We start from the raw sequence: 21932 nt of genomic DNA on the forward strand, positions 1-21932 counted from the left end.
TATATTATAGTCTATTATTTATCATCCACCCTAATTAATTTCTACAATTCTAAAAATTACAGCTGGCATAAAACGAGGCGTAAGAAGGAAAGCCAAATCTCAAATAGAAAACAACGGAAAGGTCTTCATCATGTTAATGAAGACCAAATTGCTCATCGATTACATGCAAAATGGCCTTCATCCTGTCGATGAAGACCAAAACTCCAAAGGGATTCCCACAAAACGGTCTTCATCGAAGACGTCGCACTTGCGCAATATCCCAATTCACTCATTTCATTCCGCAAGAACCGTCCCCTGCTTCACCATTCCGCTACGCTGCCATCCTTGTGGCGCCAAACTGGATTCTTCCAGTTATGACTGACTTCTGCTTGTTTTCTTACATATTCTTCATTGATTTCAATGCCTAGGCCAGGTCCTTGCGGGATGCTGACATAGCCGTCTTTATAGTCAAATACGGATTTATCGACGATATAATCGAGCAGGTCGCTGCCTTGATTGTAATGGATCCCTAAACTTTGCTCTTGAATAAAGGCATTATGGGCCGTCGCATCTACTTGCAAACAGGCCGCGAGTGCGATTGGACCAAGCGGACAATGCGGTGCAAGCGCGACATCATAGGCTTCAGCCATTGTGGCGATTTTCTTGCATTCGGTAATGCCGCCCGCATGGGATACATCCGGCTGAATGATATCGACATAGCCATTGGCCAGCACCGATTTGAAATCCCAGCGTGAAAACATCCGCTCTCCTGTAGCAATTGGAATCGACGTATGCTGCGCAATTTCTCGTAAGGCTTCATTATTTTCGGCCAGTACCGGCTCTTCGATAAACATCGGGCGGAACTGCTCCAATTCCTTCGCAAGAATCTTAGCCATTGGTTTATGGACGCGGCCATGAAAATCAATCCCAATTCCTACGTATTGCCCAGCCGCCTCCCGAACCGCCGCAATTCGTTCTACTACCTGATCAATCTTTTCATAGGAATCAATATATTGCAGTTCTTCCGTTCCGTTCATTTTGACAGCCGTGAAGCCCGCATCGACGATTTTTTTAGCCGCTTCTCCCACATCAGATGGCCGGTCACCGCCAATCCAAGAATACACTTTAATCGAATCCCGGCAGGCACCACCAAGCAACTGATAGACAGGCGCATGAAAATATTTTCCTTTAATATCCCAAAGGGCCTGGTCGATTCCAGCAATCGCACTCATCAAAATCGGGCCGCCGCGATAAAATCCGGAGCGATATAACATGCTCCAATGATCTTCAATTCGTAAGGGATCCTTACCAATTAAATATTCCATTAATTCTTCCACACAAGCTTTAACCGTCGAAGCCCTTCCTTCAATGACCGGTTCGCCCCAGCCAATGATGCCTTCATCGGTTTCTATTTTTAAAAATAACCAGCGCGGTGGAACCTGGAAAAGCTCATAGCTGCGAATTTTCATCATACGCACTCCCTTTTACATCATTTTTTAAAAATAAATCCTTACAATTGGCTAAAATCTCAGTTGCCCCAAAGACAAGGGAATCCTCCACCTGCTGATCCATCGCTTCCATAATGGCCCAGTTCTTATTCATATACCGTAACAAATGGGTAAAGGCCTTTCGTAAGGGATCTGAACCCCCGACAATCATCCATTCGATTTCATCCATTCCATCCCGCGATTGAGAAAGAGCCTGAAGATCACTATAGATGACCGATCCGGCATAATAATTCGCCCGCTGATTCGCATCCAAATCCGTAAATAAATCCAATAAGCGAATATGATAAAAACTTCTTGTTACGCCATGCTGTTTCGCCGCCTCGAACCCACATTCCAGCATCCTCTGATCAACGCTTTTAATCAGACCTGAACCCAAGGAATTAGAAAGAATGGTTTCCTTCTGGAGGGCACTTAGTGTTTCGCCTCCTAGTGTCGATAGACAATATAACAGATCCCTGCGCTCATCTACGGCAACAAATTTGGTATGTGAACCAGGCAGAACAATCATCCCCTTGCCCGTCACATCAAACTGTTTCAGCAAGCCAAAGGATTCAACTTCCTCGCCGCGCATCACATCAAATTCGTTAATACACGCAACCAAATCCTTCGTATCCGTTGGATCAATCCTATTTTTCATCCCCGGAATAAAGACACAAGGGATATCCAAGAATTCCTCCAGCCGGGTCACTTTTGAGCACTTGGCAAACTCTTCTAATCCCGCAGGACTTGGAATATGCGGGACTTCATAAAGGCCTAAATTGGACGTAATCATTCCTGATGCTGCAATATACGCTATATCCGAAGGGGTTAATTGATGTTTAGCTAAAAGTCGTTCAAGTCCCTGCTTTAATTCGATTTTCAGGTTGTGATTGCTGCCTGAAATAGCTGTGTCCCTTACACCTACTCGTATTTTTTCGGTATCAAGGACCCTACTTGTTGTTTTGTCATATAGTCTTAGTCTGGAGTTAGTCGTTCCAGAATCAATCAGGATTACTTTCACATTCACCACCGCTTTTCTCATCGATTCAATTTGGTGATTGGACTTCATGGACAATCTCTACAAAACGAGCTGCCCGTCTTTCAATTTCTGTAAAATCACCATGTTGTACGAGCTTGTCATCCACAAGCGAACTGCCAATTCCTAAGCAATGCGCCCCTGCCTTTAAAAAAACATTTGCATTCTCTAAAGAGACACCACCAACAGCCATTGTTTCCACAAACGGCAACGGTCCCTTTAGGTCCGTTAAATACTTAGGACCAAGCGGACGAATCGGGAAGATCTTGACCATTTTAGCTCCATATTCATAGGCCGTTAACACCTCTGTCGGGGTCATGACCCCAGGGATAATCGGCACCTGATAGTACCTGGCGGTTTCAATCGTTTCCTTTTTTAAAGTCGGGGTGAGCAGGAAGCTTGCACCTGATGCAATCGCCAGTCTAGCAGACTCCGAATCTAGTACAGTCCCGGCCCCAATCAGCAGTTCAGGAAACTTTTGTTTCATCCGTTCAATTCCGGTAAAAGCTCCGGGGGTATTCAACGTGATTTCTACCGCCCGGATCCCTCCTTGATAAAGACTTCTAACCGTATTTTCTAGCCCCTCAGAAGATTGGCTACGAATAATGGCCACGAGCTTTGCCCTCTTTATTTCCTCTAATGCCGCGGTGCACATTTCACTTCATCTCCCATTGTGGTAGTGATTTAACCTTTTACACTGCCTCCCGTTAATCCCGCAATAATATACTTTTGGGCAAAGAGTGCCAAAATAAGAACCGGTGCGGTGATGATCACGGAAGCAGCCATCAGTCCTCCCCAGTTTATATCTGAGTAGGAAATAAAATTAAAGACGGCAATCGGCAATGTCTTTGTTTTATCACCGGCAAGAATCAAGGAAAACATGAAGTTATTCCAGGAGAAAATAAACGCTAAGATCGATGAGGTCACAATTCCCGGCCCTGATATGGGAAGCATAACTCTTACAAAGGCAGACGGGATGGAACAGCCATCCACTCGAGCGGATTCTTCCAGCTCATGTGGCAGACCTTCAAAAAACGGGATCATGACCCAGATAATAAACGGCATGGTGACAAGCATATGACTAAGAATAAGGGATGTATACGTATCGATTAAGTTCAATTTTGAGAAAATGATAAACCAGGGAATAAGGAAGGAAATACCCGGGACAATCCTGGCAACTAGGATTAACAGCCCAAGCCCCTGCTGCTTGTATTTCGCAATGGCATAGGCGGCGGGTAATCCCAGGATGAGCCCAAAGATCGTCGCTCCAACCCCAACGATAAAGCTGTTCCAAATAAAGGTAAGAAAAGAATATTCATTAAAAACACTTACATAGTTTTTAAAACTTGCCGTAATTTCAAATAGCTTTGATGTATCCAGTATTTGTACTTGCGTTTTAAATGACGCAAGGAGCATCCAGAGGAAAGGGAGCAAAAACAAAAACAGAGATAAGTAGACACCAACATGAGTCAAGATGACTTTAACTGGTTTTGGTTTTTTTCCACTCATAGGTTTACCCCCGCTCTGTTCCGTAAAAGAATCGTAAATATACTAATGGATAGGACAATAATGAAAAATATCATCAGTAAGGCAGATGCCTGACCAATTTTAAAATATTGAAAGCCCAAAACATACCCGTAAATATTAATCGTCTGTGAAGATGTACCTGGTCCGCCTTGTGTGGTCGCATAAATAATATCGAACGTTTTCAAGGCATCAATCATTCTTAGCAGGACAGCCGAATAAAGCGTCGGCTTCAATAAAGGCAGGGTAATCTTTGAAAAAGATTGCCATGTATTGGCGCCATCAATCATCGCTGCCTCATATGGATCCTTTGGCAGTGATACGAGACCCGCCAGCACGATTAACGCAATCATTGGCGTCCATTCCCATACGTCAATAAAAATTAACGAAGGCATAACAAGATTCTGTGACGTTAACCATTCCTGACCTGGGAGTCCTAATTTTTCCAAGAACACATTGGCAATCCCGATATTAGGTTCGTAGATTAGCACCCAGATTAAACCTACTGCAACCGGTGTCGCTACCATTGGCAATAGGAACAATGTTTTGACGAGCCCTTTGCCAACAATATTTTGGTTCATTAAGACGGCTAGTCCCACACCTAACACCGTTTCAACTGCTACCGCTACAATGGTAAAATAAAACATTAGCTTCAATGATTTGATAAAAAGCTCATCATGAAATAAATCGAGGTAATTTTGCAAAGCTACCCATAACGGCGGGGTAATATTCGACATATTCCAGTCATGAAAACTGAGCCAAAAGGTGTATCCAACAGGCATAACCATCATGAGTCCTACAAAGATTACAGCAGGCATGGTAAAAACCCACTTGATGTTGCGATCAATCCAATTTGACATTCTTCTGCTCCTCCTTACTCAATGATACTCGCCTTTTTAAAAAAACGGCCTCCAAGCGAGCATCCAGAAATTCCACCCCAGATTGCTAACCGAAAGCCGTTTCGAATTAGGTGTTATCGGTTTTATTTTTTCTCGCTGTCAAGAATCTTTTGGAATTCTCCATCTGCTTTTTCTGCAGCTGCTTTCACATCTTTTCCTTCAATTCCGGCAAGGATAACATCACCAATCACGTCACGTGCAGCTCCTACATTCACAATAACTGGTCGATCGTAAGGGACACCCTTATCGCCGCCATTCGCTGCAATCGCTTCTGCTAAATCTTTCGGGTATTTCGCTGTTCCTTCTGGAGAGTTCCAGACAGAAATACGTGCACCAGGATTTCCATCCGCTTGCAGCTTTAGAACCATTTCTTTACTTTCTGCCCACTTAATGAATTCCCATGCTGCATCTTTCTTTTCAGAGTTAGCTCCGACTCCAAGCGCCCAAGAAGTAACATTATAAGGCTTCGCTCCGTTTGGACCCGCTGGGAATGGGGCAAAACCAACTTTATCGGCTACCTGTGATTTAGACGCATCCGTCGCGTTAGTAAATAGGGATGAAGCATCTGTATAGAATGCTGCTTTTCCTTGGGTAAACACAGCCATCGCTTCAGGCCAGCTCATGTTTAACGTCCCTTTAGGGCCATATTTATTTAGCATGTTGCCGTAGTAATTAAACGCTTCAAGCGCTTCTGGGGAAGTAATGGTGGACTTGCCATCCTTCATGAAGTCACCGCCAAAAGCATACAAGTAGCTAGAGAACTGAGTAACAGCTGCAGCCCGCTTACCACGGGAAACAAAACCAGATACCCCATTATCAGGATCATTTAATTTCTTTGCTGCTTTCTCGAGTTCCTCAAGTGTTTTCGGAACTTCGATTCCAGCCTTCTCTAACAGGTCCTTACGATAGTATAAAACCTGTGTTTCAGTTACAAGAGGCAGTCCATAAAACTTATCTCCCTCTTTGACACTTCCAAGGGAAGAAGGAATAAAGTCTGCTGTATAGTCTTTATCTTTTGTGACATAGTCGGTCATATCTGCGAAGTATCCACTCTGTTGGTACATTTTCCCGTCTTGTAGCGGACGGAACATAACAACATCGATACCCTTTGAATTAGAAGCAAACTCGACGGATGTTTTTTGTGTCAGTTGATCCTCAAAGTAGCTATCAATCTTAACCTTAATTCCTGTCTCTTTCTCGAATGCAGGTAATTCCTTTTTAATCGATTCTGTCCATGGATGGTTAGCGGCCACCACGCGAATCTCTTGTACCTTTTTCTCCGTTTTATCTGATGATTTAGATCCTGTTGAGGTATCAGACCCGCCACTACAGCCTGCAAGCGCGGAACTAATCCCTACAGCTAATGCAAGATAACCAGCTGCCTTTTTAAACCCTACGAAACTATTTCTCATTTTCTTCCCTCTCTTTCTAAAAATAAAAATAATTACAAAAAGTGATAGCGTTTTCATTATATGGCAAAAAAAATTTGGTTTCATAAATCTCTTAAAATATGGAATTCTGCGCTATCATACTTATTTTAAATGGTTTACAAAACCATATAATGACCCATTCATTTAACCAAATTTGATAAAGACGATTTTATTTATCTGTATCCAATGCTGCATGATATGTTCATCGCGGCAGCGAGCAGTTTATCGATAACCATTTCCTTCTGTTTAAGCATTCGTTCTTTCGGCCCCGCTACGCTAATGGCTGCCTGAATGGTCTGGTCTACTCCATAAACAGGAGCCGCAAGACAATAGAGGCCTTCTTCATTCTCTTCATCGTCAATCGAGTAACCCTGTTTCGCAAACATGTCTAATTGCTGCAGAAGGTCCTCCTTTTTCGTAATGGTCTTTTGCGTGATCGGTTCAAGTCGTAATTGCCCTAAAATTTCACTTTTCTTATTTTCAGGAAGAAACGTTAAGAATGCTTTGCCTAAACCCGTACAGTACAGCGGTTTACTTTTTCCAGGCTCTGCCGTGGTTCGTATGGAGCGATTACTATTTATTTTTGCTACATACACCAATTCAGATTGTTCAAGAGTGGCCATAAATACCGTTTCCTGAACCGTTTCCATTAATCTTTCCAGAAAAGGGTACCCTTGCGCAGAAAGGTCAAATGCATCCTTTGCTGCACCGCCAAGCTGGATTAACTTGGGCCCTAGCTTATATTTCCGAAAATGATCTACGGTCAGGTAGCTGTTTTTATATAGCGTTTCAACCAAGCCTGAAGTACTGCTTTGAGGAAAGGAAAGGATTTCGCTAATTTCCTTTATCGTTAATCCAACTGGATGCTGGGCAAGTAAATCAAATACCATCAATACCCGCTCTGCTGATTTCACCGACATCTTACTACCTCCCCAAATCACATATGTGATGTAAAATCATATATGTGATTCTTTAACTAAATCATACAATACACCTACTTTTCTTGCAACAATTTATTTTAATATTTAGATATTTAACTTCACCCTTTGCGTCACGTTACCACTGGAAATTGATTATTGTGGGCGAAGTATAGTTTCCTAAAAAACACAAATAAGGAGAAGCCTCTAAGCCTCTCCTTTCTTGTTTATCATTTTACAAGACTCTGTAATTCTGGAACTACATGTTCTGGCACTTGTCCTGTAACACCCGCTACTAGGAATACTCGCAATGGTGTGCGATTTATTCCTCCATTTGGCACTGACTCCTATTCGGCAATTTCTAAATTGATCTGGTTATCAGCAAAGTAATTTCTTATTTCTTCTGTAACATGTTGATCTGTAATAAATGTATCAATATCATTCGGGCGGGCGAATGTTGCACTTGAGCTTTTATCTATTTTACTATGATCTAGTAAAACAATGACTTTATTAGCTACAGATACCATAGTCCTTTTTAATTCCACTTCATAAAAACTAAAATCGGATAATCCATCCCGTGTATTAAATGCATATGCTGACGTGAAAAGCAGATCAATATTAATTTTTCTTAAAAGCTCTTCCCCAAGCAGTCCTTCCACTGAATTAGAAGAATGGCGGACAATACCACCAATAATAATGACGGTTAAATTTGGATTTTCCTTTAACAATGCTGCTGTAGCTATACCACTGGTAACGACCGTAAGTCTCATTTTCGTTTCACTTAAATATTTGGCAAGCTCAAAACATGTCGTACTTGCGTCTAAAAGGATACACTGGCCTTGTTGAATATACTTTAGTGCGCTATAGCCGATACGTTGTTTTTCCGCGTGGAATTTCTTTCCCCGATTCTCATACGTTTTATCGATTGGATCCGGTTCATCTCCTTTAAGCATCGCCCCGCCATGTGTGCGGATAAGGAGGCCTTGTTTCTCCATTTGATTTAAATCAGACCTGATCGTAGCTGCAGAAATCTTAAGCAAATCAGTCAAATCATTTACATTGACCGTCCCTTTTTCTGTCAGCATTTCAATTATTAGTTTTCTCCGTTGATCGGCGAACATCCTATCACCCTTTCATTTCCTTTCGTTCATTCCTCAAACATTCTCCCGAAATAATATTAGTACTCCTATTATATAAGTTTCTAGATAAAAAGTCCTGTAAAAGGTTCAGAAATGATAAAATTTCCTTTTCCTTTTCGTTAAAGATATTTTCACTTTGTATTGTTTTTCGTTACTTCAACGCAGTGAATGAATAAATACTAAACCAAACAGTGAGAAACATAACAAGCGGCTAAAAAAATCCCCTCCATTATAGATAGAGTAGAATCTTCCTAGTCTATCTACAATGGAGGGGATATTCTATAAAGGAACTCATATATACATTCTACACACCTAATTTCGCCTCAAGCGTGGAAAGGATTTTTTGAAAACTCTCTATATCCCAAGCTGCCCTCCCAATAAATAAGCCATTAACATTTTCAAGTTTTATATATTCAAGGAAATTTTCTTGATTAACACTACCGCCATACAAGAGTGGAATAGTCAAGCCAACTTCCTCAAACAGCTTTACCAAGGTACTCCGAAGAAAATGATGGATGCCTGCAACGTAAGCAGCCTCAGCCGGAACCCCCTGATCTCCTATTGCCCAGACAGGTTCATAAGCAATTAGAATCTCCTTCGCCATTTCCTTTGATAGGCCCTGTAAGCAAACTTTAAGCTGTGCCGCCAATGTTTCCTTCGAAATCAGCTGCTCCTTTTGATCCAAGTTTTCACCAATACAAATCAGTGGTTTAATAGAATATTTTAAGGCAGCATGGACTTTTTTATTAATGGCCACGTCCGTTTCATTAAAATATTGCCTGCGTTCCGAATGACCCAACTCAATCAAATCAATGCCAATTTCAGCTAACATCCGTGGGGAAATCTCACCCGTATAAGCGCCGCTATCTTCCCAGTGCATGTTTTGTGCCCCTAAATACATGTCGGTTTCCTTCGTTAGCTCCTTAATCGGAACAAGGGCGGTGTGGGAAGGAATGATAAATAATTGAATAGAAGAGGGAATCGCTTCTGAAATGGACCGCAGCTCTTTTGTGAACGCGACTCCTTCTGCGATTGTCTTTGTCATCTTCCAATTGGTCCCGATCCAAATCTTGTTCATATCAGCATCCTCTTTCATCCGTTCTCCTAGTAACCTCACATTATCTACTAGCTACTAAACCCAATGCTTTTTCTAAAATCGACCGTACCGTTTTTTCATTCGCTTGGTAATTGTCTTTATCCGTTCCTCGCACTTCTACAGCCACCCGTAAACCATGCTCAGACCTAAGACTGAGTTCATCAGCCTTTCGTAATATATCGCTTATCTTCTCAATCGTTAAGAAACCAGGCTCTCCAATTGGCATATGGAAATCCCCATATAAATTACTATTTGGATCAACCACTGCATTGGAAAAATGAATCTGGTGAATCTCGGCTTTAGCTAGCTCTAACGCCTCGGCAATGCCTTCCTTATTTAATGCAGCATGCGCAGTATCAAAGGCTAAACCGATGTTATCGTGTTTTTCAGCCACCCGTGAAAGTAATTCGACCGTATCTTTCATTGGCCCAATCAGACGTTTTTTATGGGCAAAGCGATCAAGATGTTCGACTAAAACATTCATCTGATATTTAGCGGCTTCTTCACAAATATCACACAAGGCATGGTAAAAACCTTCCATTGCCTCTAGTCGCCGTTCCGGGCCAGGGTCTGGTCCAGGGACAAAGGCTATATTGCTCGCCCCACATTCTGCAGCTAAATAGATGTTTTCCTTGATCTGGCGAACGGATTCTGAGCGAAGTTGCGAATCAACTGACGAAACATCAAGTTTGTTTTTATCTATTAAAAAGGTTAACCATTGTGTTAGGTGAAAATGGTATTGTTCCTTTAAAGCCAAGATGCGTTTGCGCTCCTGTTGATCTTGCCCATCGGCAATTTCAAACGAACGATAGAATCCGTCAGCTGCCATTTTTTCAAGTAATTTGACCGTAAAACCTTGTTCATGATGAACAGGAAAATAGATTTCAGGTACAAGTAGGGAAGGAATAAACTGTGTACTCATTCTACATTTCTCCTTTACTGATTGATTCAATTACTTCTTCCTGGGCAGGTCTTAATCAGCTACCACCAACCATGCGGCCTGAACCTTAAGCTTCGAGTAGTGCAAGGCTATTTTGATAGCATTGATAGGCCTCTTCCGCTGTCCCGTTGCGGTGGATGATGGTATTTAACCCAGCAACGACACCAATGGGATTTTCGTCAAGTGTAATATTCCGACCAACAGCCACACCCTTGGCCCCCACATCCATGCAATGCTTCACATATGTAAAGTAGTCCAGAATGGTATCCGTTTTTGGCCCTCCTAACACGAGGACAGGACGTTTGGCCGCTTCAATGATTCTTCGATCTTCTGGTTCTCCGGTTAATCTTGTTTTAATAATATCTGCGCCTAGCTCTGTCCCAATCCTTGCAGCCATAGCAATCGTTTCGATTTGATTCGATTCCGGACTTGTCACATGGTAGCTATACGGCAGGGTTTCACACATATACGGAACATTCCAGTGATCTGCTGCCTTGGCAAGATTCCAAGCTATTTTGTGTGAGGCTGCTTCATCAGCTGCTCCAGGGAAAGTCATCGAAATCACACTATCCGCCCCAAGCTTTAACGCATCTTCAACCGAGAGAAGCTCTGTTGTTTGAGGAATCCTTGCATCGTATACACTGGTAGATATGTCAGCACGCACCACTAAACCCACGCCGGCAAATGCCTCTGCATACAGTTTCGCCATCCCATAGGTAACAATCACAGCATCAAGTCCGTTTTCAATCAGCTGTGGCATACTAGCCATGGTTCGATCAATACCCGCTGTTTTGCTAGAAAAATAGTATCCATCCAGCGCCAGTATAATCGATTTTCCATCATTTGAAAAAAGGTGTGACAGTCTTCGTGCTTTGGACATAACAGCCCCCTCTTTCCTGTTAAATTAGCAAAATCTTGTAAAAAAGATCCCACGGTGGAGATCTTTTTTTTAAACATTATTGAACTGGTTCACTTTCTAACAAGTCCGCCTGAACGAGAATCTTTTTAAGCTCCTCGATTTTTTCAGTACATAACGAACGAGCCGGTGCAAGAACATGTGTCGAAATATCCAATCCTGTTAATTTCATCGCCTCTTTTACCACACTAACAAACGGTGAATCGAGTTTGTACATGGTTGGCAAGATCGCCATGCGTTGATGAAAAGCCACAGCCTCATCGATACGGTTCTCTCTGTATGCTTTGTAAACACCAAGCGCTAGTTGTGGGGCAAAATTAATGGAAGCACTAATCGCGCCATCCCCGCCAAGTGTCAAGGTTTGGAAGAAATGATCATCAAAACCAGAGAACACAGCAAAATCTGGATGCTTTCCTTTAACGGTTAAAATCATATCGCGAATATGTGCCACACTTTCAACCGTTTCCTTAATTCCGACGATATTTTCATGTGCATCAACCAATTTAAGAACGAATTCCGGACTCAAATCCTGTCCTGACATGGTAGGGAAATTGTAAAGTAAAATCGGTACGTGAACGGAGTTGGCAATCTCACTGTAATGAGCAAATAAATTTTCCTCTGTCAACGACCAATAGTATGGATTGATGATGACAACCGCATCGGCACCTACCGATTCCGCATGTTGACTAAGAAGAACAACTTCACGCGTACTCGTGCTTCCCGTCCCAATCAGGACTGGCACCCTGCCGCCCACATATTCCGTCGTAAACAAAGCTACTTCCTTTCGTTCTTCCACAGACATTTGCGAGAACTCGCCACCTGTTCCCAGAAAGAACAATCCATCCACACCCGAATCAATTAAAAAATCAATAACAGTTGCCATTCCTTTTTTATCAAGGCCACCTTGTTCGTCAAAAATGATCGATACCGGGGGGATAACCCCTTGAAGTTTTTTGGTTGTCATCCTATTTCCTCCTGTTCCTCGCTAAGTTTTACTCCATTTGCTTCATTCGGTGATGGGCATGGGTTTCGATTGATCAATGATACTCCAGCTTTAGTGTTGAGCAGCGGCTTTCTCGACCCATTCTCTCATTGATTTAAACATAATCCAGACCGTCGTTGCCCCGGCATCTTGATGACCGATCGCTCGTTCGCCAAGCGACTTCGCCCTGCCAAACTTGGCAACATATTCCTTTGATTTTTCTACACCGTCTGCTGCACATTTCTCAGCCACAACAAGTCCTTCTAGTAAACTATGATTGGCTTCGATACTTTGTTTGATCCCCGCGGCTGCAGGTTCAAGTGCATCGATCATCGTTTTATCGCCTAATTCAGCCTTCCCACGTTCCTTAATCGACTTCACTGCCCCTTCAAGAATTTGTCCTAATAATGGCAGGGTCAAATCCTCCTGTGGGTTGAGACCTTTCACGCCACCAGTAAACAATGTACCGAAAATAACACCGGATGCTCCGCCCATGTTCGCAATCATCGACATCCCAATGGTTTTAAAAACGTCATTGATGGTGGTAAATTCTTTTTTGTTTAAGTTTTCTTCTGCCTTTTTAAACCCAACAGACATGCCGATTCCATGGTCTCCATCGCCGATAGCGCTATCAATTTTGGTTAAAAACGGCTTGTTCTCGATAACTTGCTCTCCCACATACAGGAACATTTCTTTCACCTGTTCGGCATTTAGCTTGACTTCATAGGTACTATTTGACATAAATGCTGCCTCCGATACTAGTTGATGACAATCCCTTTTTGTAATACGGTGAATCAGCTGGTGCATTATATAAATCCTTTAATTCATCATCTAACTTTAGGAACGTGATAGAGAATCCAGCCATTTCCTGTGTCGTACAATAGCTATTAACATCCATGTCATATGCTTTAATCCCTTTTTCCTCTAACATTTGCGCCACTCTGCGGTTTACAATTAATAGCTCCATTAAAGTCGTTGAGCCAAGGCCATTGACTAATACAGCCACTTCATCGCCGGACTCAATATGGCTTTCAGCAAGCAATGTTTCCATCAACTTATCTGTCAACACATCGGCAGACATCATTTTTGTGCGTTCCATTCCTGGTTCTCCATGGATGCCCATGCCAATCTCAATTTCATCATCACCAAGTGTGTACGGCAGCTCTGTTGCACCAGGGATGGACCCAGGAGCTAAGGCAACACCAATCGAGAAAGTATGATCATTCGCTTTCTGGGTCACCTGGGTAACTTCTTCTAAAGACAGCCCTCTTTCTGCCGCGGCACCCGCAATCTTGACGACAAAAATGTCTCCGGCAATCCCTCTGCGATCTCCTTTTCGTTCAACAGGGGCTGATGCTACATCATCCGTAACGAGGACTGTACTAGTCTGAATATCTTCCATTTCTAGTAGTTCTTCTGCCATGCCGAAGTTTAATATATCACCGGAATAATTTCCGTAGATAAAGAGAACACCTTTACCAGAGTCAACAGCTTTCGCCACTTCAAACACATTTGTTGGTGGCGGAGCCGCAAAAACATTCCCCAATGTGACGCCATCAGCGAGTCCTTCACCGATTAACCCCAAAAACAATGGTTCATGGCCACTGCCGCCTCCTGTAACGATCGCTACTTTATCTTTACGATTTCGACGAATGAGTCCGTTTACATTTTCAACTTTTTGATATGTACGTTTATATGCTGCCAAGAAACCTTCAATGGTTTCTTCAACTACGCATTCAGGTTGGTTGATAATTTTCTTCAAAGTAAACTCCCCTTTCCATAAAAGGAAAAACTTGTATTTTCATTTGCTTGTGTTTGTTGTTATTTACTATCATAAACTTCTATTTTAATTGTGTCAATTTTCATATTATTGTTATTAGGTCAAATTTTCTGCGTTATTTCGACAAAATTCATCATCATCATTTTTAAAAAAAGGGGTAAACAAAACAAGAAGGCTACATACTAGCAGCCCTCTTGTCCATTCTAAAGACTATGCTTTCGCTGGTTTAATTGGTTCTTTCACAATAAACCAATAGAAGAAGGCTGCAAAACCAGCGATAATCCCACCAGAAATAAAGGCGATTGAATAAGAACCTGTTGTATCTAAAATGATACCCGTTACCAATGGGGCAAATGCGCCGCCAAAGTAACCACCGAAGTTTTGGATCGCACCAACAGATCCAACCATAGCAGGGGGTGCTACATCACCAGCCAATGCCCACGCACTGCCCGTAATGGCAGAAACGACAGCAAGTGCTAACGTCATCAAGGTAATCGTGATCGCTAATCCATGGACAAATGGAAGCATAATGACAAATGCAGCAGCAAGAATCGCACTGATGGCAATCAGACCGCGTTTCGCGTTAATCGGGGAACAAATCCCTTTATCCGCTAGCACCTTTGTGATGTATCCTCCGCCTAAATTGCCGGCAATCCCACCAATATAGGGAACAGCTGCATAAAAACCAAGTTCTTTAAAAGAAATATCTTGTGTGTTTAATAGATATAATGGTAAGAAGGTAAGGAAAATATTCCAGATCCAAATGGTACAGAAGAAGCCAAGAATCATTCCCCAAACACTTCTATACTTAAATAGTTCTTTCCATTTAATATTGGTCGATTCAACGGTATCGTTGCTTGCGCCGCCTTGGGCTTTGATATAATCATATTCCTCTTTGGAAAGGAGCTTACTTTGATCAGGTGATTTGTAGAATTTCATAAATAAAAGGATAAAGATAATACCAATACCACCGGTAATGAAGAATAGAGCACGCCAGCCAAACGCTACTTGAATCGCAACTAGAATAGGTGGTGCAATGGCAGGACCCACTTTTGAGGACGCATCCCAGAACCCTGTTGCTAATCCACGTTCACTCTTAGGAAACCACTGTGCAGTAATTTTAGCATTAGAAGGCATACATGGCGCTTCCCCGACTCCTAGCAAGAACCTCGCTCCAACTAAGGTAAGTAGCTTGTTACATGCGCCAGTTAAGGCGGTTGCAACACTCCACCAAAGAACCGCAATCGAATAAACCCGCTTCGCTCCAAATTTATCAATGAGCCAGCCCGAAGGAAGCTGCATGCACGCATAGGTCCAAGAAAAGATCGTTCCTAAAAGGCCGATATGCGTCATATTTAAATCTAATTCTTTAATCATAGCTGGAGCCGCAATCGATAGATTCGTTCGGTCTAGGTAGTTAATGATCCCACCGATTAATAGCCAAATAACCACCGTCCAACGAAATTTCTTATTCGTTTTTGCTGACTTGGCCGGAAAATCCGTCTGAAGCGCCTGTTCTGTTTTCATGTTTTTCCTCCTCATATACTCATTTTTTTCTACCTTAAATATCTAAGATAGCGCTTTCACGGATGGTAAAAAAATCTATCCCATCTTACGTAGAAAGAAAAGGATAGTCATACTGCTTACCTTGGAAGACATAAGCTCAGATACTTCCGACAAGATTCATCGCACGTTCTAATGCGGCTCTAATGGTTCGCTCATTTGCAAAATAATCAATCCTGTCTCTCCCTTGCACTTCCACTGCAACAGGTAAGCCTTTTTCAGCCTGAATGCCAAGTTCATCTGCCTTTCGCAATATACGCGACATCTTTTCGACTGTTAAAAAGCCTGGCTCCCCTATTGGCATGTGGTTATCCCCATATAAGGGGCTTTCAGGATCTAAGACGACATTCGCAAAATGAAGGCGATCCATTGTTGCTTTCGCTAAATCTAATGAGGTAAAAATATCCTCGCGATTAAGTGCTACATGGGCTGTATCAAATACGAGACCAACATTTGAAAACTTTTCCTTCACCTTAGAAATGATCGGAACCGCTTCACTTGTGGGACCTAGTACTCGTTTTTTGTGTACTTCGCGGTCCATCGCTTCAATCGATACATGCATATGAAACGTAGCTGCTTCCTCACAAATTTCACAAAGACTTTCATAAAATGCTTCGAGTCCCTGTTTGCGTAAATGGACGCCTGGGTCAGGACCCGGAACAAATGCAACAGTTGAAACGCCGCACTCCGCTGCCAAATATAAGCTTTCTTTAATCTGCTTGACGGTCTTTCCTCTTAAACTAGCATCTATCGCCGAAACATTTAGATCCGTCTTATACGTTAAAAAGGTTAACCACTGCAAGATCGATAAGTTATTTTGTTCCTTCGCACGTAAAATTCTTTTCCGATCCTCTTGATCATACCCATCACCGATTTCAAACGAACGGTAAAATCCTTGAGACCCCAAATTTTCTACTACACCAGCGGCGAACCCCTTTTCATCCTTCACCGGAAAAAACACTTCTGTAACGAGCAAGGATGGAATGATTCGGTTCCCCATTATATTTTCACTCCGTTAACAATCGGCTTCAATTTCTCATCTACATATTTACTAATATCATAGATACATTGATCAGCATTTGTTTTGGTTTCTTCTGTTTCTTCTTCGACCATAATCCAGCCATCATAACCATACTCAACTAACGACTGAACAATCGCAGGAAAATCAATATCTCCAGTTCCCATCTTCTTCCACTCGAAGTCTACCGAGCAATCCTTAAAATGAACATGTTTGATAATTGGTAGGTACTTTTTAACCACTTCAACAGGATCCATCCCACCGGCTGCAATATGACCGACATCAGGTGTGTAAGCTACATACCGTGTATCTAATTCTTCAAAAAGAAGGGTATAATCACTTTCTGTTCTAAAATAGGAGGTTGCTGGAGAATGTGGGTGGAATACAGCAACAACGCCATTTTCGACAGCACGTTTACTAACAGCATTCACGCAGCTAATAATCTCTCGTTGTCTTTTTACGAGATTGTCACGATTAGGTCCTACTCGTGCTGGTAAATTTAACTTTGCATTCGGGAAGTGCTTTAAATAGCTAATATAATAATCGGCACGTTGCTTTTCTTCTTCCGATTCTTTATCACTTTCCCAACTGAATGGTAAAGTGATTGCCGCTAGCTCAAGATCCATGCGAGCAAGCTTCTCTTTTAGTTTTTGAGGTGCTGCATTATATTTCCCCAATAAGGCATACTGAACATCAATCCCCTTGAATCCAGCTTCCTTAATCGTATCAAGCATATGATCTAAGCAATCGACTTTTTCATCATAATCAAGTACCCATGTCGATCCGTGACAACCAAATTTAATCGTCATTTGCCATTTCCCCCTTTTTCGATAATCAACTACTTTCAATTAAGAAATCTTTCAATCCATATCAAACGTTTGCAAATGATAATGAGCAAACAAGTTGTTCCTCTATTTAGAATATTATCATTTGTTTTTGTTTTGTCAATTGTTTTTTGAAAATTTAATTTTATGTGAAAGTAAATGAAAGTAAAAGTCTCGAAATGTAGGAATAATTCAACTGTTTAACTACTTTTCACGTTTCTTTCATATAATACTTCATTTAAACAGAGAATTAATAAAGGATTAATTCAATCATTTACTTTCATTATCTTTCGTTTGCAAAGAAAATCATTGACATAAACGAAAATAAATGAAAAAATATGGATAATCAAACAAATTGGAGTGATAATTGTGAAAATTGGAATTGGTTCAGATCACAACGCCTTTCAAATGAAGGAGGAAGTAAAAGTATATATTACTAGTTTAGGGCATGAAGTGATCGATTATGGCTGTTATTCAGAAGACGCAGTGGATTACCCTGGGGTGGCATTTCATGTAGCAACTGACGTGACAACGAACAAACTAGAACGCGGCATTCTTTTTTGCGGAACGGGGATCGGCATGTCGATTGCAGCCAATAAGGTTCCAGGGATCCGTTCGGCCCAATGCCATGATGTATTTTCCGCAGAACGCGCCCAACTTAGTAACGACGCCCAAATCATGACCATCGGAGCAAAAGTGATTGGTATAGAGCTAGCAAAAAAAGTGACTGAAGCCTACTTAAGCGTTTCCTTTCAAGGTGGTAATTCTTCAAGAAAAATCAATCAAATCATGGATAAAGAAAAGGAATATCTACTTAACGGGTCATGCTGCTAATCTCACTTTATTTTCGGTCAATATAGGTAAATGATAAATACAGGGGGATTATACTATGCAAACGAAAAGTAAAGTCTGCACACAGGGCTTGGTGATGGATTTTCTCGCTGTCACACAACAGGCGGCGATTGCATCCTTTCCTTGGATTGGTAAAGGAAACAAACTGGAAGCGGATGGTGCGGGTACTGCAGCGATGCGCACCCTCATGAACGCGATTGATATGCGGGGCAAAATTGTCATTGGTGAAGGTGAAATGGATGAAGCCCCCATGCTATACATTAATGAGGAACTCGGAACTGGAATCGGCCCCATGGTAGATATCGCTGTTGACCCTGTCGAAGGAACAACCTTAATGGCAAACGGGCAAGGAAATTCACTTACTGTTATTGCCGTTGCTGAGCGCGGAAGTTTACTACATGCCCCCGATATGTACATGAAAAAGATTGCGGTTGGACCAAAAGCGAAGGGCTGTATCGATATTGAATTACCATTAATCGATAACATGAGGGCTGTAGCAAAGGCACTTGGAAAGGACATGAAGGATTTAACCGTTATGATGCAGGATCGGCCGCGACATAACGAGTTCATGAATGTGGTGATTGCTGCCGGTGCCAGCATAAAGTTATTCTCAGATGTCGATATCACCGGTGCAATTGGGACCGCTATTGATGGGATGGACGTTGATTTATTGGTTGGAACAGGCGGTGCCCCAGAAGGTGTTATTGCAGCCACCGCCTTAAAATGCTTAGGAGGAGATTTCCAAGCAATACTAATTCCACAAGATGAAGCTGAATATAACCGGTGTATCCAGATGGGCATTCCACATCCTGAAAAACCGTTAACATTAGATGAGATTGTCAAGACCGAGGATTGTTTCTTTGTCGCAACCGGAATCACCGATGGCTTGCTGCTTGATGGCGTAAAGAGAAAAGAGAACACGGCCATTATGACCCACTCTCTCATTACGATCGGCGGAGACAGTAAAAATTCACAATACGTCAATGCCACTTTTCATACCACTCGCTAGGAACTCGGGTATGTCCTTCATCATGCCAATGAAGGACATATCCTAAAACCCCATGAGAAATGTTCTTCATCAAACAACTGTCGCATTCCGCACATAAAGTAGATCCATCCCCCCGAACGGCTACACTCAAAAAGAAAGAAGCAGGGTCATCACCCCTGCCTCCTAAAGTCCATTATTTTCAATCACTTGTTTATACCAGTAGTAGCTATCCTTTTGGATCCGACGCAAATCGTGCGTTCCCTCTTCATGTTGATTGACATAGACGAATCCATAGCGTTTTTGAAAGCCGTTTAGCCAGCTCAATAAATCCGTAAATGACCAGACACAGTAGCCCAGCATTTCGACACCATCGGAAATCGCTTCTTGGATGGCCGCAACATGGGCACGGAGATAGGCAATCCGGTAATCATCATGGATGAAATCCTGACCCTCCAGCTGATCGTATTCCCCCAGTCCATTTTCACTAATCAAAATCGGCAAATCATACCGGTTTGTGATCCGGCGAAGCGCAATCCGTAAGCCTTGTGGATCAATATTCCAATCCCAGTTCGTCCGTTCCAGATTTGAATTCGCCGTGGTTTTAAACAACCCGGGAATGCCCGTATCCTTTGACGTCCCTTTAACACCGGTCGTATTCATCTCCCCGGCACCGACACCGCCTTCTAATGGATTCGCTTCAAATGTCGTGGTTTGATAATAGTTTAAACCCATAAAGTCAGGCTTGCCTTCTTGTAATAAGGTATAGTCTCCCTCTTCCACCGCCGGCGCAAGGCCTTGTTCTACTAGGTAGTTCCACGCTGCTTTCGGGTATTTCCCCCAAGTATAAATGTCCATCCACCAGTGGTTGTTCAATTCCTCTGCATTTTCGGCAGCCAAGATATCCTCCGGCTTAGACGATGCCGGATAGGCAGGGGAGTAGGCAAAGCTCGGGCCAATTTTCCCATTCGGAACATAGTGGCGGAATGCCTTGATCACACTTGCATTGGCTAGATTTGCATGATGATTAACTTGATAAAATAGTTTCCTATCTTTCACACCCGGTGGATGCGTGGCATGGACATACCCATGGCTCGTAAAAATATTTTGCTCATTCAAGCTGACCCAATATTTCACACGGTCACCAAAGCGCTTAAAGCATTCCACACTATAATTCGTAAAATCCTCAATGATCCTGCGCGACTCCCAACCGCCATATTCATCCTGAAGCACCTGTGGCAAATCCCAATGATACAAAGTCAAAATCGGCTCAATCTGATGGCTGCGCAGTTCATCAATTAACTCGTCATAAAAGGCAACGCCCTTCTCGTTGACTTCGCCCCTTCCATTCGGAAAAATACGCGCCCAGGATACGGAAAACCGATAGGCCTTCAAACCCATTTCCGCCATCAAACGGACATCTTCCTTAAAACGATGATAGTGGTCAACGGCCACATCCCCCGTCGTACCCTTAAAGGTCTTACCGGGAATCCGGACAAATTGATCCCAGTTGGTTACCCCTTTCCCGTCTACATCCCACGCCCCTTCGACCTGGTAAGCAGCAGAGGCAGCCCCCCATAAAAAGTCATGCGGAAACGGTTTAAGTGTTTTATGTATCATAGTTTCAATCTCCCTTCCTTCTGCCGTTGCAAAAAGTGGTACAAGGCACCGATTAAATTAGCATCATTGCCAAACTGACATTTTTCCACTTGGACCGTTAAACCCTCTTGATCATATTTCATTTGCTGTAATGTTTCGTTAAGTTGTTTAACAAAGCCCTCCCGATGACTGATGGCCCCGCCAATCAAAATCTTCTCCGGGTCAATAATAAATTGCAAATTATAAATGCCGACAGCGAGCCGCTTATAAAACTTTTCAATCTCATCCTGTACGTCCGTGTCCCCCTTTTCCGCCAGAGCAAATATCTCTTTACCCGTAAGATCATCGGGGGCCATTTTTTTTCGTTTGGCCACCTGGTTAACCAAGCCGCCAACCGCCGCTATCGAACTCCATGTTTCCGCAACTTCCTGCCGACCCAGGTAATCCTCCATCAACATATAGCCAAATTCGCCAGCAAAGCCATTTTTTCCATGGCGGATCTTTTTATCAAGAACTACCGCACCACCAATACCGGTGCCAATCACAATACAAAGGTAATCGTTCACATCTCTCGCTGCCCCAATCCAGCCTTCCGCCAGGCCGGCACAATTCGCATCATTTTCAAGTTCAACCGGTAATTGTGTTCGCTCCTGAAGCAGGTCCTTCATATTGGGCCCATGAATATAAGGAAGTGCTGAGACCCCCTCAATCATTCCGGTTTCAACCTTTACCGCACCAGGCATACTAACGGCCAGGCCTTGTAACGGTTGATTCTTCCCCAAACCTTTAACGATGGAATCGACCGTATCCATAAACAAGGTGAGACTCGTTTTGGGCGTGGGCACGGAGGATTTTTCAATAAACGCACCCGCTTCATCCATAAGGGCATATTTAATAGAGGAACCTCCAACATCAAGCACCGCGTAGTAATTCACCATATGACCTCCTCTTTCACCCAACTTCTTT

Annotated in this window: 21 protein-coding genes; 2 read left to right on the forward strand and 19 right to left on the reverse strand. The window is 42.7% G+C overall.

Features of this window, described 5'->3' with window-relative positions; all coding sequences use genetic code 11:
* Positions 1 to 299 precede the first annotated feature (299 nt).
* The 17 genes from dgoD to G6554_RS17255 all read right to left on the reverse strand — a co-directional run bounded on the left by dgoD (position 300) and on the right by G6554_RS17255 (position 17515).
* Positions 300 to 1448, reverse strand: a complete 1149-nt coding sequence (dgoD, locus tag G6554_RS17180; protein ID WP_166244158.1) for a galactonate dehydratase — start codon at positions 1446 to 1448, stop codon at positions 300 to 302.
* The gene (locus G6554_RS17185) at positions 1429 to 2535 is read right to left on the reverse strand and encodes a 2-dehydro-3-deoxygalactonokinase (protein ID WP_166244061.1); all 1107 of its coding nucleotides are present in this window, start codon (positions 2533 to 2535) and stop codon (positions 1429 to 1431) included. Before G6554_RS17185 ends, dgoD begins: the two co-directional genes overlap by 20 nt.
* Positions 2513 to 3157 carry a bifunctional 4-hydroxy-2-oxoglutarate aldolase/2-dehydro-3-deoxy-phosphogluconate aldolase gene (locus tag G6554_RS17190; RefSeq protein ID WP_166244063.1) on the reverse strand — a complete coding sequence of 215 codons (645 nt, stop codon included), beginning with the start codon at positions 3155 to 3157 and terminating at the stop codon, positions 2513 to 2515. The genes G6554_RS17185 and G6554_RS17190 overlap by 23 nt, the downstream gene beginning before the upstream one ends.
* Before the next feature lie 29 nt (positions 3158 to 3186).
* On the reverse strand, positions 3187 to 4011 hold the full coding sequence (locus tag G6554_RS17195) for a carbohydrate ABC transporter permease (RefSeq protein ID WP_166244065.1): 825 nt from the start codon (positions 4009 to 4011) through the stop codon (positions 3187 to 3189).
* Entirely contained in the window at positions 4008 to 4886 is an 879-nt protein-coding gene (locus G6554_RS17200; RefSeq protein WP_166244067.1) for a carbohydrate ABC transporter permease, read from the reverse strand. Before G6554_RS17200 ends, G6554_RS17195 begins: the two co-directional genes overlap by 4 nt.
* Positions 4887 to 5008: 122 nt before the next feature.
* The gene (locus G6554_RS17205; RefSeq protein WP_166244069.1) at positions 5009 to 6337 is read right to left on the reverse strand and encodes an ABC transporter substrate-binding protein; all 1329 of its coding nucleotides are present in this window, start codon (positions 6335 to 6337) and stop codon (positions 5009 to 5011) included.
* A gap of 191 nt (positions 6338 to 6528) precedes the next feature.
* Positions 6529 to 7275 (reverse strand): IclR family transcriptional regulator, encoded by a 747-nt coding sequence (locus G6554_RS17210; protein ID WP_166244071.1) that lies wholly within the window; start codon positions 7273 to 7275, stop codon positions 6529 to 6531.
* A gap of 344 nt (positions 7276 to 7619) precedes the next feature.
* The gene (locus G6554_RS17215; RefSeq protein WP_166244073.1) at positions 7620 to 8393 is read right to left on the reverse strand and encodes a DeoR/GlpR family DNA-binding transcription regulator; all 774 of its coding nucleotides are present in this window, start codon (positions 8391 to 8393) and stop codon (positions 7620 to 7622) included.
* A 322-nt stretch (positions 8394 to 8715) separates the two neighbouring features.
* Positions 8716 to 9489 (reverse strand): triose-phosphate isomerase, encoded by a 774-nt coding sequence (locus G6554_RS17220; protein ID WP_166244075.1) that lies wholly within the window; start codon positions 9487 to 9489, stop codon positions 8716 to 8718.
* Between the two features lie 40 nt (positions 9490 to 9529).
* Positions 9530 to 10429: a sugar phosphate isomerase/epimerase family protein gene (locus tag G6554_RS17225; RefSeq protein ID WP_166244077.1), complete on the reverse strand. Its 900-nt coding sequence runs from the start codon at positions 10427 to 10429 to the stop codon at positions 9530 to 9532.
* 85 nt (positions 10430 to 10514) lie between these two features.
* Positions 10515 to 11327 (reverse strand): class I fructose-bisphosphate aldolase, encoded by an 813-nt coding sequence (locus G6554_RS17230; protein ID WP_166244079.1) that lies wholly within the window; start codon positions 11325 to 11327, stop codon positions 10515 to 10517.
* Positions 11328 to 11403: 76 nt separating this feature from the next.
* Positions 11404 to 12327: a dihydrodipicolinate synthase family protein gene (locus G6554_RS17235; RefSeq protein ID WP_166244081.1), complete on the reverse strand. Its 924-nt coding sequence runs from the start codon at positions 12325 to 12327 to the stop codon at positions 11404 to 11406.
* Between the two features lie 90 nt (positions 12328 to 12417).
* Positions 12418 to 13086: a dihydroxyacetone kinase subunit DhaL gene (dhaL, locus tag G6554_RS25595; RefSeq protein WP_207342946.1), complete on the reverse strand. Its 669-nt coding sequence runs from the start codon at positions 13084 to 13086 to the stop codon at positions 12418 to 12420.
* Positions 13076 to 14107 (reverse strand): dihydroxyacetone kinase subunit DhaK, encoded by a 1032-nt coding sequence (locus G6554_RS25600; RefSeq protein WP_207342947.1) that lies wholly within the window; start codon positions 14105 to 14107, stop codon positions 13076 to 13078. Before G6554_RS25600 ends, dhaL begins: the two co-directional genes overlap by 11 nt.
* A gap of 228 nt (positions 14108 to 14335) precedes the next feature.
* On the reverse strand, positions 14336 to 15652 hold the full coding sequence (locus tag G6554_RS17245; RefSeq protein ID WP_166244083.1) for an MFS transporter: 1317 nt from the start codon (positions 15650 to 15652) through the stop codon (positions 14336 to 14338).
* A 136-nt stretch (positions 15653 to 15788) separates the two neighbouring features.
* Positions 15789 to 16688 (reverse strand): sugar phosphate isomerase/epimerase family protein, encoded by a 900-nt coding sequence (locus G6554_RS17250; RefSeq protein WP_166244085.1) that lies wholly within the window; start codon positions 16686 to 16688, stop codon positions 15789 to 15791.
* On the reverse strand, positions 16688 to 17515 hold the full coding sequence (locus G6554_RS17255; protein WP_166244087.1) for a sugar phosphate isomerase/epimerase family protein: 828 nt from the start codon (positions 17513 to 17515) through the stop codon (positions 16688 to 16690). The genes G6554_RS17250 and G6554_RS17255 overlap by 1 nt, the downstream gene beginning before the upstream one ends.
* A gap of 384 nt (positions 17516 to 17899) precedes the next feature.
* Here G6554_RS17255 and rpiB point away from each other — a divergent pair, with 384 nt between their 5' ends.
* The gene (gene rpiB, locus G6554_RS17260; RefSeq protein WP_166244090.1) at positions 17900 to 18364 is read left to right on the forward strand and encodes a ribose 5-phosphate isomerase B; all 465 of its coding nucleotides are present in this window, start codon (positions 17900 to 17902) and stop codon (positions 18362 to 18364) included.
* Positions 18365 to 18419: 55 nt separating this feature from the next.
* Entirely contained in the window at positions 18420 to 19391 is a 972-nt protein-coding gene (glpX, locus tag G6554_RS17265) for a class II fructose-bisphosphatase (protein ID WP_166244092.1), read from the forward strand.
* Positions 19392 to 19553: 162 nt separating this feature from the next.
* Here glpX and G6554_RS17270 read toward each other — a convergent pair whose 3' ends face one another.
* Positions 19554 to 20987 (reverse strand): glycoside hydrolase family 1 protein, encoded by a 1434-nt coding sequence (locus G6554_RS17270; protein ID WP_166244094.1) that lies wholly within the window; start codon positions 20985 to 20987, stop codon positions 19554 to 19556.
* Positions 20984 to 21904: an ROK family protein gene (locus G6554_RS17275; protein ID WP_207627667.1), complete on the reverse strand. Its 921-nt coding sequence runs from the start codon at positions 21902 to 21904 to the stop codon at positions 20984 to 20986. The genes G6554_RS17270 and G6554_RS17275 overlap by 4 nt, the downstream gene beginning before the upstream one ends.
* Positions 21905 to 21932 lie beyond the last annotated feature (28 nt).

It is taken from the genome of Bacillus sp. MM2020_4, from assembly GCF_011250555.1.
In the GTDB taxonomy this organism is placed as follows: Bacteria; Bacillota; Bacilli; order Bacillales; family Cytobacillaceae; genus Neobacillus.

Excerpts from the sequence above, each read along its gene's own strand:
- G6554_RS17185 (WP_166244061.1), bottom strand. The coding sequence starts at position 2,535 with ATGAAGTCCAATCACCAAATTGAATCGATGAGAAAAGCGGTGGTGAAT.
- G6554_RS17220 (WP_166244075.1), bottom strand. The coding sequence starts at position 9,489 with ATGAACAAGATTTGGATCGGGACCAATTGGAAGATGACAAAGACAATC.
- G6554_RS17245 (WP_166244083.1), bottom strand. The coding sequence starts at position 15,652 with ATGAAAACAGAACAGGCGCTTCAGACGGATTTTCCGGCCAAGTCAGCA.
- G6554_RS17270 (WP_166244094.1), bottom strand. The coding sequence starts at position 20,987 with ATGATACATAAAACACTTAAACCGTTTCCGCATGACTTTTTATGGGGG.
- G6554_RS17210 (WP_166244071.1), bottom strand. The coding sequence starts at position 7,275 with ATGTCGGTGAAATCAGCAGAGCGGGTATTGATGGTATTTGATTTACTT.
- dgoD (WP_166244158.1), bottom strand. The coding sequence starts at position 1,448 with ATGAAAATTCGCAGCTATGAGCTTTTCCAGGTTCCACCGCGCTGGTTA.
- G6554_RS17255 (WP_166244087.1), bottom strand. The coding sequence starts at position 17,515 with ATGACGATTAAATTTGGTTGTCACGGATCGACATGGGTACTTGATTAT.
- G6554_RS17205 (WP_166244069.1), bottom strand. The coding sequence starts at position 6,337 with ATGAGAAATAGTTTCGTAGGGTTTAAAAAGGCAGCTGGTTATCTTGCA.
- G6554_RS17200 (WP_166244067.1), bottom strand. The coding sequence starts at position 4,886 with ATGTCAAATTGGATTGATCGCAACATCAAGTGGGTTTTTACCATGCCT.
- dhaL (WP_207342946.1), bottom strand. The coding sequence starts at position 13,086 with ATGTCAAATAGTACCTATGAAGTCAAGCTAAATGCCGAACAGGTGAAA.
- glpX (WP_166244092.1), top strand. The coding sequence starts at position 18,420 with ATGCAAACGAAAAGTAAAGTCTGCACACAGGGCTTGGTGATGGATTTT.
- G6554_RS17190 (WP_166244063.1), bottom strand. The coding sequence starts at position 3,157 with ATGTGCACCGCGGCATTAGAGGAAATAAAGAGGGCAAAGCTCGTGGCC.
- G6554_RS17275 (WP_207627667.1), bottom strand. The coding sequence starts at position 21,904 with ATGGTGAATTACTACGCGGTGCTTGATGTTGGAGGTTCCTCTATTAAA.
- G6554_RS17225 (WP_166244077.1), bottom strand. The coding sequence starts at position 10,429 with ATGAGTACACAGTTTATTCCTTCCCTACTTGTACCTGAAATCTATTTT.
- G6554_RS17235 (WP_166244081.1), bottom strand. The coding sequence starts at position 12,327 with ATGACAACCAAAAAACTTCAAGGGGTTATCCCCCCGGTATCGATCATT.
- G6554_RS17230 (WP_166244079.1), bottom strand. The coding sequence starts at position 11,327 with ATGTCCAAAGCACGAAGACTGTCACACCTTTTTTCAAATGATGGAAAA.
- G6554_RS17215 (WP_166244073.1), bottom strand. The coding sequence starts at position 8,393 with ATGTTCGCCGATCAACGGAGAAAACTAATAATTGAAATGCTGACAGAA.
- G6554_RS17250 (WP_166244085.1), bottom strand. The coding sequence starts at position 16,688 with ATGGGGAACCGAATCATTCCATCCTTGCTCGTTACAGAAGTGTTTTTT.
- G6554_RS17195 (WP_166244065.1), bottom strand. The coding sequence starts at position 4,011 with ATGAGTGGAAAAAAACCAAAACCAGTTAAAGTCATCTTGACTCATGTT.